The sequence below is a fragment of the Streptomyces sp. VRA16 Mangrove soil genome (assembly GCF_017377775.1).
Lineage (GTDB): Bacteria > Actinomycetota > Actinomycetes > Streptomycetales > Streptomycetaceae > Streptomyces.
Genome location: NZ_JAFVLN010000007.1, coordinates 438,950 through 455,611 on the forward strand (window position 1 = coordinate 438,950; position 16,662 = coordinate 455,611).

Below are 16,662 nucleotides of genomic sequence, written 5' to 3' on the forward strand. Positions count from 1 at the left end.
CTCGCATTCCCCCGGAAGTTCCCTTGGAAGCTCCCTTGGAAGTTCCCTTGGAAGAAAACTTACTTGACGCCCGGCTAGTTACCGCCCTACGGTCCCATTGTAGGAACTAGCCGGGCGGCAAGTAAGTAGGAGCGTGGGGGAAATGGCACAGACAGCGAAGGCGACCAGCGGGGAGCAGGTGAAGCAGCCCCAGCCGCGCAGCGTGCGCGTCGTGCTGATGGCGCTGATGATCGCCATGCTGCTCGCCATGCTCGACAACATGATCGTCGGCACCGCGATGCCCACGATCGTCGGCGAACTGGGCGGGCTCGCGCATCTGTCCTGGGTCGTCACCGCGTACACGCTCGCCACCGCGGCCTCCACGCCCATCTGGGGCAAGGTCGGCGACATGTACGGCAGGAAGGGCGCCTTCCTGACCTCCATCGTCATCTTCCTGATCGGCTCCGCGCTCAGCGGCATGGCCCAGGACATGAACCAGCTGATCGGCTTCCGTGCCGTCCAGGGTCTGGGCGCCGGCGGTCTGATGGTCGGCGTCATGGCCATCATCGGCGACCTCATACCGCCGCGGGAGCGCGGCAAGTACCAGGGCATGATGGCCGGCGTCATGGCGCTCGCCATGATCGGCGGCCCGCTGGTCGGCGGCACCATCACCGACCACCTCGGCTGGCGCTGGGCGTTCTACATCAACCTGCCGATCGGCGCCGTCGCGCTGATCATGATCACCATCGTGCTGCACCTGCCGAAGAAGCGGTCCAGCGGGTCCATCGACTATCTCGGCGCCGCGCTGCTCACCGTCGGCATCACCTCGATCGTGCTGGTGACGACCTGGGGCGGCAGCCAGTACGCCTGGGGCTCCGCCGTGATCATGGAGCTGATCGCGCTCGGCGTCGCCGCGCTCGTCGGATTCGTGTTCTCGCAGACCAGGGCCCGTGAGCCGATCGTCCCGCTGCACATCTTCCGCAGCCGCAACTTCACGCTGATGTCGATCATCGGCTTCCTCACCGGCTTCGTGATGTTCGGCGCGGTGCTCTTCCTGCCGCTGTACCAGCAGTCCGTGCAGGGCGCGTCCGCGACCAACTCCGGTCTGCTGCTCCTGCCGATGCTGCTGTCGATGATGGTCGTCTCGCTGATCGCGGGCCGGGTCACCACCAACACCGGCAAGTACAAGGTCTTCCCGCTGGTCGGCAGCGTGCTGGTGATCGCCGGTCTGTACCTGCTGTCGACGATGGACGTCGACACGACGCGGTTCACGTCCGGCGTCTACATGGCCGTGCTCGGCGCCGGTATGGGCTGCCTGATGCAGATCACCATGCTGGTCGCGCAGAACAGCGTCGAGATGAAGGACATGGGCGTCGCGTCCTCGTCCACCACGCTGTTCCGCACGCTCGGCTCGTCGTTCGGTGTCGCCATCATGGGCGCGCTGTTCAACAACAAGGTCACCCACATCATGGCCGAGAAGGCCGGTGCCCTGGGCGGCAAGGCCACCGAGCAGTCGGCGCAGCTGGACGCCGCCGCCATGGCGAAGCTGCCGGCGCCGGTGCGGGAGGCGTACGAGTACGCGGTCTCGTCCGGTACGCACGCCGCGTTCCTGCTCGGGTCGATCGTGGCGGTGGGCGCGCTGATCGCCGCCGTGTTCGTCAAGGAGGTCGCGCTGCGGGGGGCTGCGCCGGCTCCCAAGGACGCGGAGGCCGCGCCGCAGAGCGATGCGGCTGTGGTGGAGTCGGTCTGACGGGGCTGCGCCTCGTCCGCCCGTCCTGGGCGGTGGTTCGTCGAGCGGTCCTCGGTGCCTTGGGTGCCGGGGGCCGCTCTTTTTGGCTGCGGCTTCGGTGGGGGCTGGGCGCGCCCACGCGGCGGAGCCGCATATCGATACGGGCCCGCGCCCCTTGATGCGCACCTTCGGTGCGGCATCTCAGGCCATGCGGCGTTTGTGGCCGGGCGCCTCCGCCAGTACCGACGCCGCGAGCAGGGCCGCCGAGGCTGCCAGTGTTCCCGCCACCGGCAGGTGCGGGGCCAGGGGGAGGAGGAGCAGGACGGCCGCCGCCGTCAGCAGCCGGACCACGACCACTGATTCCCGTACGCCCGTGAAGGACGCCCTGATCAGGGCCGTCGCCGTGAGGAAGAGAGCGGTGCCGCCCAGGACGCAGGCGGCCAGGGGCGCGCCCAGGTGGCCCTCGCCGGTCGCCACCGCCGCGCCGACCGCCCCGCCCGTGACGGCCAGGCCCAGCTGGACCGGCAGATGGCCGAGGACGTAGATGTGCAGATGGCGGCCGGCCCGGGCGAGCTCCTCGTGGGCGCCGGGGCGGGTGCTCGACGCGCTGAAGTACGACCACCACAGCCCGGCCGAGAGGGCGAACGCGGCGGCGCCGGGCAGCACCGCGGCGCTCGCGGTGTGCGCCTTGACCAGCCCGTTGGTGAAGCCGAGCACGCTCTCGCCGATGACGATGATGGTGAACAGGCCGAACCGCTCGCGCAGATGCTCCGCGTCGCCCGGGGTGTCCGAGAGGCGCCGCCCCGCGAGCAGCGGCAGCGCCAGCTCCAGGGCCATCGCGGCGCCCCAGCCGACGTACCGGGCGGGCGGGTCGAGCGCGAGGGTCGACGTCAGCCAGATCGCCGCGGTGAGCGAGGACCCGGTCACGTACGACGTCACGATGCGGCGCAGCCGCGGCTCGCGGCGCAGGTCCCAGACGTAGAGCGCGGCGACCCCGGCCCGTGCGCACAGGTACGAGACGACGAAACCGGTGTCCGCGCCGCGGCCGTGGCCGACGCCGCCGAGGTAGACCGCCATCCCGGCCACGGCGGCGAGCCCCGCCGTGGCGATCAGCCGCTGGCCGGTCTCGTCACGGTCGGCGCGGTTGGCCCGGACCGTGTACAGCACCCACGTCCACCACAGCGGGACGAACAGCGCCGCGGCGGCGGCCACCGCGGCGGCGCCCGGGTGCCCGCCGATGCGGTGGGTGGCCTGGCCGACCGCGGCCACGAACACCAGGTCGCCGAAGAGCTCGAACCAGGTGGCGCGGCGCGGCAACTCCGCCAGGACGGGCGCCTGTTGGACCTCGGGCTCGGTCGCTGTCATGGGCGTGAGGCTAACCCGTACGGTGCCGGTTCAGCGGCCGGTCGGCAGGTTCGCCCCGCCGGTGCAGTCCAGCACCACACCCGTGATGAAGCCGTTCACGGCAAGGGAGTTGATGGCCTGCGCCACCTCCCCGGGGCTGCCGACGCGGCCCACCGGGGTGGTCGCGGCCAGTCCGTCGAAGAGCTCCTTGCGCTGCTCGGCCGGAACCCGGTGCCACCACGGGGTGTCGATGACGCCGGGCGAGACCGCGTTGATCCGGCGCGGGGCCAGCTCGACGGCGAGCGGCGGGATCATCGCCTCCAGGGCGCCGTTGATCGCGGCCAGACCCGCGGTGCCGGGGAAGGCGGACCGGGCCGAGGCCGCGGTGATCAGGGTGACCGAGGCGCGCTCGGTCAGGTGCGGCAACGCCGCCTTCAGGATGCGCAGTTGGGGCCAGAACTTGGCGTCGAAGCCGTGCGCCAGGTCGGCGAGGTCCAGCTCGGCGAACGGTCCCGCGCCCGCCGCGCCGCTGACCGCGATCACGAGGTGGTCCACAGGTGCGGTGCCGGCGAAGAAGGCGTCGATGTCGGCCTGGTCGGTGGCGTCCATCCGGTACGGGGTGGTCTTGCCGCCGATCCGGGCGGCCGCCTCGTCGAGCTTCGCCCGGTCGCGGCCGGTGATGGTGACCTCGGCGCCCTGCGCGGCGAACAGTGCGGCGGTGGCCTCGCCGATGCCGGAGCTGCCGCCCATGACGACGGTGTGGGTGGGTGTGCCGAAGGGTGTTGCAGCAGTCATGGTGACCCTGTCCTCGTGTTCCTTGACGTGCCCTGACGTTCCCTGATGTTTTCTGACGTGCTCTGACGTGCTCTGACGTGCTCTGACGTGCTTTGACCTGCTCTGACGTGCGCTGACGTGCTCTGGTTCTTTGCCGAGACTGATGGTCTCGATAAGATGAGTGTTGCCGAGACCGGTAGTCTCGTCAAGTGGGGGCCCGGTAGGACCCGGTAGGACCCCGTAGGAATCGGCAAGCAGGAAGGGAGAGTGGAATGAACTCTGAGCGGGCCCACACCGGCCGCCGCCGCAACGAGGAGGCGCGCCGCGCCGTCCTCGACGCCGCCCTGCGGCTGCTCGCGGACGCGGACGGGGCGGCGGTGAGCGTGGACGCCATCGCCAAGGAGGCCGGCGTCGGCAAGCAGACGCTGTACCGGTGGTGGCCGTCGAAGGGGGCAGTGCTCCTCGACGCGCTCACCGAGCGGGCCGAGACGGACGTGCCCGTGCCCGCGGCGGGCGCGCTCCGCGACGACCTGCGGGCGGTGGTCGCCGCGACGTTCGCCGGGGCGCAGCGCAGCCCGGTCGCCCCGGCCCTGCGCACCCTCGTACGGGAGGCCGCGCACGACCCGCATCTCGCCGATCTGATGCGGGAGTTCACGGGCGCCAGACGGGCCGCCCTGCGCGAGGTCTTGGAGCGCGGGCGCGAGCGCGGTGAGCTGCCGCGGGACAGCGACATCGACCTGATGGTGGATCAGGTCTACGGGGTTTTCTGGTACCGCTTCCTGCTCGGGCACGCCCCGCTGGGCGAGGTGGAAGCGGTGCGGCTGGCCGACTCCCTGATCAGGCAGGTGAGTTGATCTCCCCGGGGCTTACTTGAGGCCGGGCAGCCGCACCATCGGGAAGCTCCCGGTGTTCGTCGGCGCGTGCTCGGGCAGCCACAGCACCGCCACCGCGCCCTCCGCCGGCGTACCGGGCTCCGCACCCGGCGGGCGTACGTTGCGGAACGTGAGCCGGGCGCCGAGCACCTGGGCCTGCCCGGCCGCGATCGTCAGACCGAGGCCGTGGCCGTGGCCCGCGCGGTCTGCCGCGCCGGTGCGGAACCGGCTCGGGCCCTCCTCCAGAAGATCCTCCGGGAACCCGGGCCCGTGGTCGCGGACCCGGATCACCCGGCCCTCGACGCTGACCTCGATGGGCGGGCGGGCGTGCTTCGCCGCGTTGGCCAGCAGGTTGAACAGGATGCGCTCCAGGCGGCGCGGGTCCGTGGTCACCTCGGACTCGTGGATGACCTGCACCGTGACGCCCTCGGACGCCTTGGCCGCGATCCGGCGCTCCACGAACTCGCCCAGCATGATGTCCTGCAGCTCGGCCCGCTCCGCCGCGCTGTCGAGCCGGGCCACTTCGAGGACGTCCTCGACGAGCGTGCGCATCGCCTGCGCCCGGTCCTTGACCAGCTCGCTGGGGCGCCCCGGCGGCAGCAGCTCGGCGGCGGTGAGCAGCCCAGTGACCGGGGTGCGCAGCTCGTGCGCGATGTCCGCGGTCACCCGGCGCTCGGCCTCCAGGCGCTGCTTGAGCGCGTCGGCCATCGCGTCGACGGCCTGCGCCAGATCGTCGGTCTCGTCCCGCACGACCCCGCCGATGGCGTCCCGGACCCGGACGTCCGTCTTCCCCTGGGCGACCTCGCGGGCCGCCGCGGCCGCCTTGCGCAGCCGCCGCGAGAGCTGGCCGCCGATGAGCACACCGAGCGCGCTGCCGCCGAAGACGACCGCGATGGAGCCGATGATCAGCGCCTGGTCGAGGTCCTTCATCACGGTCGCGCTGCGGTCGGTGAACCGGGTGTGCACCGAGAGGATGTCGCCGTTCGGCAGCGGCACCGCGGCCCAGATGTCGGGCACGCCGCCGGACGGCTCGGACACGAAGGTGGCGCGCCGGCCGTCGAGCACCCTGGCGCGCAGCTCGGCGGGGAGCGTCGGATCGTTCACCTTGAAGCCGATCGGCAGATTGCCGCCGCGCGCCTCGTACTGGCGCTGCACGAACTGGATCCGCTCGTCCTGCACGTCCCGGGCGTTGTCCAGCATCGAGACCCGTGCCGCGTTGTGCACGACCAGGCTGAGCGCGATCGCGACGAGCGCGCCGACCAGCGCGATGGCCACGCTGATCTTCCAGCGCACCCCGCTGCGCAGACTGCGCCGCAGCCGCCGCGGCAGCAGATGCCGCAGCCGCGCGGTCCCGGCCGTCTCGGCGGGCCCCCTCATATCCCCTGTCCCATCAGGCCTTCAGTTTGTAGCCGAAGCCGCGGACCGTCTCGATCCGGTCCTGGCCGATCTTGGTACGCAGCCGCTGCACATGGACGTCGACGACGCGGGTGTCCCCGCCCCAGCCGTAGTCCCACACGCGCTCCAGGAGCTTGTCGCGGGAGAGGACCGTGCCGGGCGTCGAGGAGAACTCCAGGAGCAGCCGCATCTCGGTGGGCGTCAGCGCCACCGGGTCGCCGCCCTTGGTCACCTCCATGCCCTCCGTGTCGATCTCCAGGTCGCCGAAGCGCAGGACGCCGGAGGAACCGGCGCCCGGCTCCTCGGCGGAGACGGCGCCCGCGCCGCCCGCCGCCGGACCGCCCGCGTGCCCGAAGCGGCGCAGCACGGCCCGGATCCGGGCCACGAGCACGGCCCCGTCGAACGGCTTGGTCACGTAGTCGTCGGCCCCGGCCTCCAGGCCGAGCACGACGTCGATGGAGTCCGCGCGCGCGGAGAGCATGATCACCGGGACGGTCGACTCGTCACGGATCCGGCGGCACAGCGAGACCCCGTCGAGCCCCGGCACCATCACGTCGAGCAGCGCGATGTCCGGCCGGTCGGCCCGGAACGCCTCCAGGCCCTTGAGCCCGTCCGGCATGGCGGTGACCACGAAGCCGTCGCGCTCCAGGGCGAGCTGGGTGGCCTCGCGGATGACGTCGTCGTCCTCGACGAACAGGACGTGGGTCTGCTCGCCCTTGCGCTCACCCATGTGGTGCTCTCCCATTCCGTTCCCGGGGGTCGGTGGTCAGCCGTCCCCCGACGGGGACGGTGACGGCCCGTCCACCGCGTGGCTGTAGTCGTTGTGCGTGCGCTCCACCTCGGTGAAGCGGCCGCCACTCCAGTGGTACGTGAGTATCTCCTCGCCCGACGGTGACGCGACCGAGTCGCCCTTCTCGTACACCTGCTTGGTGACTACGAGATCACCCCGGTCGATCTCCGCGTACACCGGGGGTTCCTCGGCCTGGAAGACATTCTTGTACGTGCCGTTCTCGTCGCGGTACACGTACGTACCGATGCCGACGGCGTCGCCGCAGGTCATCACGTTGACCACGATGTCGTCCGAGGATCCGCCCGTCAGGTTCCCGTAGCTCACGTCCACCGGGTACTCCTTGGCGACGCACGGCTTGAGGTCCCGCTTGATGTCGGCGCTGACCTTCGGGTCGGCCTTCACCAGGCGCACCCCGTTCACCGAAGTGGGGGACGGGGAGGGCGCCGCGGACGCCGAGGCGCTGTCCGGGGCCGGGCTCACGGTGGCGGCCGGCGCGGTCGAGCCGACCGGGTCGGTACGGGCGGGCCCCTCGTCACGGGTACCGGTGCCGCCCGCCGAGCAGGCCGCGAGCGCCCCGGCGAAAAGCCCGACGGCGGCGAGCCCGGCGATCACCGAACTCCCCGCCTTCACCACCCGCCGCGCTCTGCGCAGGGTCTTCGTCAAGGCTCCACGGAGCCTGATCCCAGAGGCACGTATGCCTAGGCCGCGCAACGCTCCCGCTCCTCACGACGGTCGAGCGCGCCCGCCACCAGTTCCTCACGGTCCCGGTTCTCCAGCTCTTCGCGGAGCCGGGCCAGAGCCCGGTGCAGGGTGCTCTTCACGGTTCCGGCCGACATTCCGAGTGCGGCGGCCGTCTCCTCTGTGGACATCTGCTCCCAGTGTCGCAGCACCACGACGCTGCGCTGCTTCGGAGCCAGCACCTTCATGACGTCCATCAACAGGGCCCGGTCCGCATGCTGTTCGGTGGAGTCGTCCACCGACGACTCCGGAAGCTGCTCGGTCGGGACCTCCTCCAGCTTCCTGGCCCGCCACCACTCGGTCCGCGTGTTGATCATGACGCGACGCAGATAGGCGTCGGCCAGGCGCTTGTCGGCTATGCCCTCCCAGCGGCCGTACGTCCGCACGAGAGCCGTCTGGAGCAGGTCCTGGGCGTCGACGGGGTCCGGCACCAGGCGCCGGGCGCTGCGCAGCAGAGCGTCCTGCCGCGTCCTGACGTACTCCTCGAACTCGAGCACCTCACCGCCGTGCGTCATACCCTGCGCCATGACGAACCGCCTCCCGTTCCCACTTGCTCCCCGTGTCCGCACTGGTCGTGTGCGGTGGTGAGGAAGAAGCTACGGAGGCGTTGTCACGGCACTGTCCGTTCCAGCCTTCGGGGAACGCACGGCTGTCCGTCGGTTGTGTAACGGCCCCGAGGATCGCCTGAGGATTTCGTGACGGCCCAGGGGCGGCCCCGGGGTGGTCCAGGGGCGGTTCCGGGCCGGGCCCGGAACCGGATCAGCTCATCGGCAGCCGGTACAGACCGCCCGCGAGCGGCTCCACCAGACCGTCACTGACCAGGCCGTCCAGCGCCCTGGCCCGCTGCACCGGCTCGTCCCAGACCCGGTCGAGCGCGGCCTGCGGAACCGGAGCGATGGCCTCCCGCAACACGGCGAGCAGCTTGCCGCGCACCTGGCGGTCCGTACCGGCGTACGTCTGTCCGCGGCGCGGCGGGCCCTCGTGCGCGGGCTTCCCCGCGAGCCGCCACGCGCACATCGCGGCGATCGGGCAGCGGTGGCACTCCTCGCCCTTGGCGGTGCACACCAGGGCGCCCAACTCCATGGACGCGGCGGCCCACTTCGCGGCGGTCCCGTCCTCGTCCGGCAGCAGCGCGCGGGCCAGCTTCCGCTCGGCGGCGGTGGTGGCGTTCGGCGGGTACTGCACGCCGGTCACGGCGCGCGCGAAGACCCGCCGTACGTTCGTGTCGAGCACCGCGTGCCGCTGCCCGTACGCGAACGAGGCGACGGCCGCGGCCGTGTACTCCCCGATGCCCGGCAGCGCGAGCAACTGGGCGTGGCCCGTCGGTACGTCGCCGCCGTGCCGCTCCGTTATGGCGACGGCCGCGCCGTGCAGGCGCAGCGCGCGCCGCGGGTAGCCGAGCCGACCCCAGGCGCGGACGGCTTCGCCGGGGGCCTCCTGGGCCAGGTCGGCGGGCCGGGGCCAGCGCGCGAGCCACTGCTCGTAGACGGGCAGGACCCGGTTCACCGGGGTCTGCTGCAGCATGAACTCGCTGACCATCACGCCCCACGGGCCTGCCTCGGGGCGGCGCCAGGGCAGGTCACGGGCGTGTTCGGAGAACCAGTCGATGACGGGTTCGTGAAGATCGGTCCGCTCGGCGGGTGCGTTCTCGGGGGTCTTCGTGGGCGCAGTCATGGCACTCCCGATCCTGCCATGGGGGAGGCCCGGGGTGGGTGCGGGCGCCCCGGATGGGGGCGCGGAGCCGTGTCGCCGCGCGACCCCGGGCCATCCGCCGCGTGCCGCCCGCCACGGCCGCCTTGGGCAATCTGCCGCCATGGGCGGCAGGGTGGGCAAGGCGGCACCCCGGCGCGGGGTGAGCGTTCCCAGCGGCGTCCAGCTCGGTCCCGGTCGCGGTGTTGCCGGGTGCGGCTCCGGTGGGGGCTGGTCGCGCAGTTCCCCGCGCCCCTGACGGGGCACGACCACCGCCGGTCGCGCCCACGCGGGAGCCGCACAGCGATGCCGCCCCGCGCCCCGCCCGCCGGTCGCGCCCACGCGGCGGAGCCGCACCGGCGCACGGCCACCGCCAGTCGTGCCGGCCCGGCCCCTGACGATCGGCAGAGGTGCCGGCGGACCCGGCGCTTGTACCGTCGATGGAGTGAATCCCCGACGCCGAACCGCCCTCATCGCGGACCTGTCGCTCTGGGCGGTCCTGGTGCTGCCGGTGCTCGCCGTGGAGCGACTGCGGCTGAGCGAGCCCGCGAGCGTCCGCCAGGAGCTGGCCGGCCTCGCGGTGCTCGGCGCCGCCACGGCGCTGCACCGAAGGCTGCCCGCCGCGGCGTTCCTGGTCGCCGCGGCGCCGGGCATCGCCGTCGCCTCGTCCCTGTTCACGCTCTCCTACGGTTGCGCGCTCGCCGTCTTCGCCTACTTGATGGGCGTCAGGTCGGCCGCCGTGCGCCCCGCGCTGACCGCCTTCGCCGTGCTCGCCGCCCTCGGCACCGGCAAGATCGCGCTGCGTCAGGTGGACCCCGCGGCGGAGTGGCTGGTGCTGATGGGGACGCTGCTGTTCGGTGCCGTGTTCCCGTGGCTCGCGGGCCGGTACTGGCGCCAGCGCGGCGAGCTGACCGCGGCCGGCTGGGCCCGAGCCGCGCAGCTGGAGCGCGAGCACCTGATCGTCGCGGACCGCGCCCGCCTGCGCGAACGGGCCCGGATCGCGCAGGACATGCACGACTCCCTCGGCCACGAGCTGAGCCTGATCGCGCTGCGCGCAGGCGCCCTCCAGGTCACCCCGGGCCTCGCCGACGAACACCGCACGGCCGCCGCCGAACTGCGCGCCGCCGCCTCCGACGCCACCGACCGGCTGCACGGCATCATCGGCCTGCTGCGCGAGGAGGACGACGAGCCCGCGCCGCTCGCCCCGCCCGGCGAGACCGTGGCGGACCTCGTCGAGCGGGCGGCGGACTCGGGCCTCCCGGTCCGCCTCCTGAGCACGGCGGCCACCGTCACCGACCGCACCGCCCACCGCGTCGTCCAGGAAGCCCTCACCAACGCCGCCAAGTACGCGCCGGACGCCCCCGTCACCGTGGCGGCGCGACAGGAGGCGACGGCCACCGTCGTCACCGTCACCAACGCCCGCCCGGACCGCACCCCGACCGCCGGCGGCACCGGCACCGGGCTGCTCGGCCTGCGCGCCCGGATCACCGCGCTCGGCGGCGACTTCGACGCGGGCCCGCACGAAGGCGGCTTCCGGGTCACGGCCCGGATCCCCGCCCCGGGAGCCCCCGGTGCCCCCGGCGCCGCGCCGGCCACCCGCCCGCCCCGCCGCACCGAGGAGTTCGCCCGGGCCCGCCGCACCGCCCGGCGCCGCGTGGGCCTGGCGTTCGGCGTCGCGGCGGCCGCGGGAACCGTACTGATCGGCGGGGCGTTCACCTGGTACGCGTACAGCAAGACGCACGCCGTCCTCACCCCGCGGGCGTACGCACAGCTGCGCGTCGGCACCCCCCTGGCCGACGCCGCGTCCGTGCTGCCCGAGCGCGAGATCACCGACCCGCCCGCCGACCGCGCCCCCACCGCGCCGCCCGCGCACGCGGAGTGCCGCTACTACCGGGCGAGTGGTGAACTGTTCGTGCCGGTCCAGCACTTCAGGCTCTGCTTCACGGACGGCGGGAACCACGAGCTGGTCGACAAGGCCGTGATCCCGCGCGCGGGCACCGCCGAACAAGTGCAGGAGGAGGAGCGCGAATGGGCGCGCTGAACCCGCAGGGCGCGGCCATCCGCGTACTGCTCGCCGACGACGAGGCGATGATCCGGGCCGGGGTCGGCGCGATCCTCGCGGCGGGCGCCGGCTTCGAGGTCGTCGCGGAGGCCGCCGACGGCCGTGAGGCGGTCGCCCTCGCCCGGGCGCACCGCCCGGACGTGGCCCTGCTCGACATCCGCATGCCCCGCCTGGACGGCCTGGCGGCGGCGGAGGAGATCACGGCGACGGTGCCCGGCACGGCCGTCGCGATGCTGACGACGTTCTCCGAGGACGCGTACGTGGCCCGGGCCCTCGGCGGCGGCGCCACCGGCTTCCTGCTGAAGTCCGGCGACCCGCACGAGCTGATGGCGGGGGTGCGGGCGGTGGCGGACGGCGCCGCGTTCCTGTCGCCGAAGGTGGCCCGGCACGTCATCGACGGCCTGGGCGGCGGCCGGCTGGCCCGCGAGGCGTCCGCCCGGCAGCGGGTGGCGGCGCTCACCCCGCGCGAGCGCGAGGTCCTCGGCCTGGTCGGCGCGGGCCTGTCGAATCCGGAGATCGCCCAGCGCCTGCACCTGGTGGAAGGGACCGTGAAGGCGTACGTCAGCGCGGTCCTGGACCGCCTGGAGGTCAAGAACCGTGTCCAGGCGGCGATCGTGGCGTACGAAGCGGGCCTGCTGACATGACGCCACTCATCAGAAGTGACGCCACGTCAGGGCCCGCTCGTCGTACGTGAGCTCCTGGAGTCAGCGGCGGTGCGCCCCGCGCCGCGGCGCCCCGCCGGACGCCCCGGCACCGGCGGGACCCGGTCCGGCGAACCAGCGCGCGAGCCCGTTCCCCGATCCGCGCATCGTCTCGGTCAGCCGTGTCCCCGGACGCGTGCACAGGCGGACGACGAGGAAGGCGACCAGCGTGCCGAGCGCGAAGCCGGCCAGTACGTCGTGCGGGTAGTGCACGCCCACGAAGACCCGCGAGAACCCCATCAGAAACGCCATCGGGATCGTCAGCCAGCCGATCTTCGGCCAGGCGAGCGCGAGCCCCACGGCTGCCGCGGCGGCGATCGTGGAGTGGTTGGACGGGAACGACCAGTCCCCGTACGCGGGGCAGTCGATCAGCGGCGCCATCGCCCCGCTCACGGCCCTGCACGGCCGGTCCTCGTCGATCCCCGACTTGACCAGCTCGCTGCACACGTAGGCCACGGCCGTGGCGAGCGGAGCGAGCACCGCGACGGCGAAGGCCCGGGGGTCACCGCGCCGCGCCCGCCACCAGGCGACGACGAAGAGCACGGCGAACACCAGCAGCCCCAGTTCGGTCCACACCTCCATGAGGTGCTGGAACCACGAAGGAGTGTCGTGGCCGAACTGAAGGATGTCGCGATAGAGATCGGAGTCAATGGTTCCCATGGTGACGGACAGTACGCAATACCCGGGGCGGGCCACATCCCGCGATGGTCGCGGCCCGCACCTGACGATCGTCAGGGGTCGCGTGTGGGCCCTTGTACGGCCTTTGCGACGTGGGGCGTGATGATGATCCGGAAAACTTGCCGTGCGGTGCGGCGGGTGGACACCGGACAACGGCCCGATCTCTCGTAAGGTTTGAGCCGTGGGATCTCTGCGCAATCCGATCGGGCCGCTTCCCTCCTCCATCTACTGGCGCCGGAGGGTTGTTCTGGCGTCCGTTGTGGCGCTCCTCGCGCTGCTGATCGTATGGATCGTCACCTCGGGCGGCGGGGGCGGGAACAACGGCGCCGGGGGTGCGAACGGCAAGCACCCGACGCAGTCCATCACGCCCGGACCTTCCGGCACGGGCCCCGCGATCAGCGAACACCCCGGCGGACGTGACACATCGGGCGGTTCGGGCTCGGGCGACGGGTCGGGGGACGGCTCGGGCGACTCCGGTTCGGGTGGTTCCGAGGGCTCCGGCGGCTCGGACGACTCGGCGGGCGGCGACGGCGCGGACGGCGGCGGCAGCGGCGGCACGTCGTCGGGCGACCAGGTCCCGGCCGGTTCCAGCCTGCCCGACTGCACGGCGGGCGGCGTGACGCTGTCGGTGCGCAGCCTCCACAACTCCTACGCGCCCGGCGAGAAGCCGAAGATCGAGCTGACCGCCAAGAACTCCACCGACAAGTCCTGCAAGGTCGACCTCGGCCCGCGCACGGCGGTCGTGACGATCACCAAGGCGGACGGCGACAAGGAGTTCTGGTCGTCGAAGGACTGCCCGGCGGGCTCCGGCGCGCTGCTGCTGCGCGTCCCCGCGGGCGGCAAGGTCACGCACACGCTGACCTGGGACCGCCGCCCGAGCGCCCCGCAGTGCGCGACGCCGTCGGCCGGTTCGGCGACGGCGGGTACGTATCTGGTGGAGGCCAAGGCGTCCCAGCTGTCGGATGCGACGCCGACGTCGTTCGTCCTCAAGGCCGACTGACGCACGAGACGGTGCGGCCCCTCCCGCGGAGGGGCCGTCAGACGTAGCGCTCCAGGATCGACGACTCGGCGAGCCGTGACAGGCCCTCGCGCACGCTGCGGGCCCGTGCCTCGCCGACCCCGTCCACCGTCTGCAGGTCGTCCACGCTGGCCGCGAGCAGCTTCTGCAGCCCGCCGAAGTGCTCCACGAGCCGGTCGATGATGGCGCCGGGAAGCCGCGGCACCTTCGCGAGCAGCCGGAAGCCGCGCGGCGAGACCGCCGAGTCCAGCGACTCGGGCGATCCGGTGTAGCCCAACGCCCGCGCCACGATCGGCAGTTCGAGCAGCTCGCCCTGGTGCAGGGAGTCCAGCTCGGACATCGCCTCGTCGACCGTGCGGGAGCGCTTGGCGGTCGGCTCGGGCACGTAGTCCCGTACGACGAGCTCGCGCTCGGGCTCGACGCCCGCGATCAGCTCGTCGAGCTGGAGGGCCAGGAGCCGTCCGTCGGTGCCCAACTCGACGACGTACTCGGCGATTTCGGTGGCGATACGGCGCACCATCTCCAGGCGCTGGGCGACCGCCGTGACGTCCCGGACGGTGACCAGGTCCTCGATCTCCAGGGCGGAGAGCGTGCCCGCGACCTCGTCGAGCCGGAGCTTGTAGCGCTCCAGGGTCGCCAGGGCCTGGTTGGCGCGGGACAGGATCGCCGCCGAGTCCTCCAGGACGCGGCGCTGTCCGTCCACGTACAGGGCGATCAGCCGCATCGACTGCGAGACGGAGACGACGGGGAAGTTGACCTGCTTGCTGACCCGGTCCGCCGTGCGGTGCCGGGTGCCCGTCTCCTCCGTGGGGATCGTCGGGTCCGGCACCAGCTGGACGCCGGCCCGCAGGATCTTGCTGAGGTCCGAGGAGACCACGATGCCGCCGTCGAGCTTGCACAGCTCGCGCAGGCGCGTGGCGCTGAACTCCACGTCGAGGACGAATCCGCCGGTGCACATCGACTCGACCGTCTTGTCGGAGCCGAGGACGATGAGTCCTCCCGTGTTGCCACGGAGGATGCGCTCCAGGCCGTCGCGCAGGGCCGTACCGGGCGCCACCGCGCTCAGTGAGGCGCGCATCAGACCGTCCGCACCGGAACTCCCGGCGGATTTGCCGGGAGCTGCCGCCCGGTCGTTGGCTGCCACTGCACTCCTCCGGATCGCAGGCTTTTGGGATGCCCCAGGAGGATGCTGAGGCTCTGCGCCTTCGACCGACACGTGCGGCACGTGGGATACGCGTTCGTACGCACGGGCGAGACCAGGGCAAAGTCTACCGGCGGTCCTCCGTCTCCCGTGGGGCCTCTCGCTGACGGCCCCTCGGCAGCACCCGCAGAGCGTCCCCTATATCGGCGACTTCCAGGACCTTCATACCGGGCGGGACCTTGCCCGGATCGCCCGGTACGAGGGCGTGTGTGAAGCCGAGCCGGTGCGCCTCCGCGAGCCGGCGCTGCACGCCCGTGACCCGTCTGACCTCGCCCGCCAGGCCCACTTCTCCGATCGCCACCAGGTTCTTGGGCAGCGGGGTGTCGCTCGCGGCGGAGGCCAGGGCGAGCGCGATGGCGAGGTCGGCCGCGGGCTCGGAGAGCTTCACGCCGCCGACCGTCGCGGAGTAGATGTCCCTTTTGCCCAAGGCGCTGATCCTGCCCCGCTGTTCGAGCACCGCCAGCATCATCGAGACGCGGGAGGTCTCCAGGCCCGATGTCGTGCGCCGGGGGGAGGGGATCTGGGAGTCGACGGTGAGCGCCTGCACCTCGGCGACCAGGGGGCGGCGGCCCTCCAGGGTGACCGTCAGACAGGTGCCGGGGACCGGCTCGTCACGCCGGGTCAGGAACAGGCCGCTGGGGTCGGCGAGACCCGTGATGCCCTCGTCGTGCAGCTCGAAGCAGCCGACCTCGTCCGTCGTCCCGTACCGGTTCTTCACGCCGCGGACCAGGCGCAGGCGCGCGTGCCGGTCGCCCTCGAAGTTGAGCACCACGTCGACCAGGTGCTCCAGGAGGCGCGGGCCCGCGATGGCGCCCTCCTTGGTGACGTGGCCGACCAGGAGCGTGGACATGCCGCGCTCCTTGGAGGCGCGGATCAGGGCGCCGGCGACCTCGCGGACCTGGGCCATGCCGCCCGGCGCCCCGTCGATCTCCGGCGAGGCCACCGTCTGCACGGAGTCCATGATCAGCAGCGACGGCTTCACCGCGTCCAAGTGGCCGAGGACGGCGGACAGATCGGTCTCGGCCGCGAGGTACAGGTGGTCGTCGATGGCGTGGATGCGGTCCGCGCGCAGCCGCACCTGGGACGCGGACTCCTCGCCTGTGACGTACAGCGTCTTGTGCTCCTCGCTCGCCGACTTCGCGGCGACGTCGAGCAGCAGCGTGGACTTGCCGACGCCGGGCTCGCCCGCGAGCAGCACCACCGCGCCGGGCACCAGACCGCCGCCGAGTACCCGGTCCAGCTCGGGCACGCCGGTGGTGCGGGCCGTGGCCTGTCTGCCGTCCACCTGGCCGATGGGCACCGCGGACGTCGTGACGCGGCCGGGGGCCGTCGTGCGCACCGCGGGGGCGCCGTACTCCTCGATCGTCCCCCAGGCCTGGCACTCGGCGCACCGGCCCAGCCACTTGGCCGTCTGCCAGCCGCACTCGGTGCAGCGGTACGACGGACGGTCCTTCGACGATTTGGTACGGGCAGCCATGGACGAAACCGTAACCGGCGCCACTGACAATCGGGCCGCGGCCGCCCGTGCCGGCCCGTGCCGCCCCGGGCCGCCCCGGGCGGGCCCGGTCGCCCCGCGTGACCGTGCTGGCCACGGCATCGGCGCGGAATCCACCGTTCCTGTCCTCTTTTGAGGGATCGTTTCACCCGTAAGGATTAAATGTGCCCAAGGGGGCGGAAGGGGCCCGACCCGCC

Annotated in this window: 15 protein-coding genes; 5 read left to right on the forward strand and 10 right to left on the reverse strand. The window is 72.6% G+C overall.

Translation table 11 applies throughout. The features are described 5' to 3' along the window. The first annotated feature begins 142 nt into the window (after positions 1–142). Positions 143–1,729 carry an MDR family MFS transporter gene (locus J3486_RS21895; protein WP_207822705.1) on the forward strand — a complete coding sequence of 529 codons (1,587 nt, stop codon included), beginning with the start codon at positions 143–145 and terminating at the stop codon, positions 1,727–1,729. Positions 1,730–1,909: 180 nt separating this feature from the next. On the opposite strand, the gene J3486_RS21900 is transcribed toward J3486_RS21895, so the two are convergent. Together J3486_RS21900 and J3486_RS21905 are read right to left on the reverse strand one after the other, a co-directional pair. Beyond that, on the reverse strand, positions 1,910–3,073 hold the full coding sequence (locus J3486_RS21900) for a low temperature requirement protein A (protein WP_207822708.1): 1,164 nt from the start codon (positions 3,071–3,073) through the stop codon (positions 1,910–1,912). A gap of 30 nt (positions 3,074–3,103) precedes the next feature. Further along, the gene (locus J3486_RS21905; RefSeq protein WP_207822710.1) at positions 3,104–3,847 is read right to left on the reverse strand and encodes an SDR family oxidoreductase; all 744 of its coding nucleotides are present in this window, start codon (positions 3,845–3,847) and stop codon (positions 3,104–3,106) included. Between the two features lie 251 nt (positions 3,848–4,098). Between J3486_RS21905 and J3486_RS21910 the strand changes: the two genes are divergently transcribed. Continuing rightward, positions 4,099–4,680, forward strand: coding sequence for a TetR/AcrR family transcriptional regulator (locus J3486_RS21910; protein WP_207822711.1), 582 nt, complete (start codon positions 4,099–4,101; stop codon positions 4,678–4,680). A gap of 12 nt (positions 4,681–4,692) precedes the next feature. On the opposite strand, the gene cseC is transcribed toward J3486_RS21910, so the two are convergent. The 5 genes from cseC to J3486_RS21935 form a co-directional block, all read right to left on the reverse strand. After that, a complete protein-coding gene (cseC, locus tag J3486_RS21915) occupies positions 4,693–6,075 on the reverse strand; it encodes a two-component system sensor histidine kinase CseC (RefSeq protein WP_229378350.1) in 1,383 nt (460 codons plus the stop codon). Between the two features lie 13 nt (positions 6,076–6,088). Then, a complete protein-coding gene (gene cseB, locus J3486_RS21920; RefSeq protein WP_207822713.1) occupies positions 6,089–6,823 on the reverse strand; it encodes a two-component system response regulator CseB in 735 nt (244 codons plus the stop codon). A gap of 36 nt (positions 6,824–6,859) precedes the next feature. After that, a complete protein-coding gene (locus J3486_RS21925; protein ID WP_229378351.1) occupies positions 6,860–7,546 on the reverse strand; it encodes a hypothetical protein in 687 nt (228 codons plus the stop codon). Between the two features lie 35 nt (positions 7,547–7,581). Beyond that, positions 7,582–8,136 (reverse strand): SigE family RNA polymerase sigma factor, encoded by a 555-nt coding sequence (locus tag J3486_RS21930; protein ID WP_374194755.1) that lies wholly within the window; start codon positions 8,134–8,136, stop codon positions 7,582–7,584. 244 nt (positions 8,137–8,380) lie between these two features. Then, a complete protein-coding gene (locus J3486_RS21935) occupies positions 8,381–9,295 on the reverse strand; it encodes an A/G-specific adenine glycosylase (RefSeq protein ID WP_229378352.1) in 915 nt (304 codons plus the stop codon). 460 nt (positions 9,296–9,755) lie between these two features. On the opposite strand from J3486_RS21935, the gene J3486_RS21940 reads away from it, so the two are divergent. Beyond that, positions 9,756–11,351 (forward strand): sensor histidine kinase, encoded by a 1,596-nt coding sequence (locus J3486_RS21940; RefSeq protein WP_207822717.1) that lies wholly within the window; start codon positions 9,756–9,758, stop codon positions 11,349–11,351. Further along, complete coding sequence (locus J3486_RS21945; protein WP_207822719.1) at positions 11,339–12,016, forward strand: response regulator transcription factor; 678 nt, start codon at positions 11,339–11,341, stop codon at positions 12,014–12,016. Before J3486_RS21940 ends, J3486_RS21945 begins: the two co-directional genes overlap by 13 nt. A gap of 60 nt (positions 12,017–12,076) precedes the next feature. Here the strand turns inward: J3486_RS21945 and J3486_RS21950 are convergent, their stop codons facing one another. Further along, the gene (locus tag J3486_RS21950; RefSeq protein WP_207822721.1) at positions 12,077–12,733 is read right to left on the reverse strand and encodes a phosphatase PAP2 family protein; all 657 of its coding nucleotides are present in this window, start codon (positions 12,731–12,733) and stop codon (positions 12,077–12,079) included. 199 nt (positions 12,734–12,932) lie between these two features. Between J3486_RS21950 and J3486_RS21955 the strand changes: the two genes are divergently transcribed. Beyond that, a complete protein-coding gene (locus J3486_RS21955; RefSeq protein WP_207822723.1) occupies positions 12,933–13,751 on the forward strand; it encodes a hypothetical protein in 819 nt (272 codons plus the stop codon). Positions 13,752–13,788: 37 nt separating this feature from the next. Here the strand turns inward: J3486_RS21955 and disA are convergent, their stop codons facing one another. After that, positions 13,789–14,913 (reverse strand): DNA integrity scanning diadenylate cyclase DisA, encoded by a 1,125-nt coding sequence (gene disA / locus J3486_RS21960; protein ID WP_207822726.1) that lies wholly within the window; start codon positions 14,911–14,913, stop codon positions 13,789–13,791. Between the two features lie 124 nt (positions 14,914–15,037). Beyond that, positions 15,038–16,447: a DNA repair protein RadA gene (radA, locus tag J3486_RS21965; RefSeq protein ID WP_207822728.1), complete on the reverse strand. Its 1,410-nt coding sequence runs from the start codon at positions 16,445–16,447 to the stop codon at positions 15,038–15,040. Between the last annotated feature and the right edge of the window lie 215 nt (positions 16,448–16,662).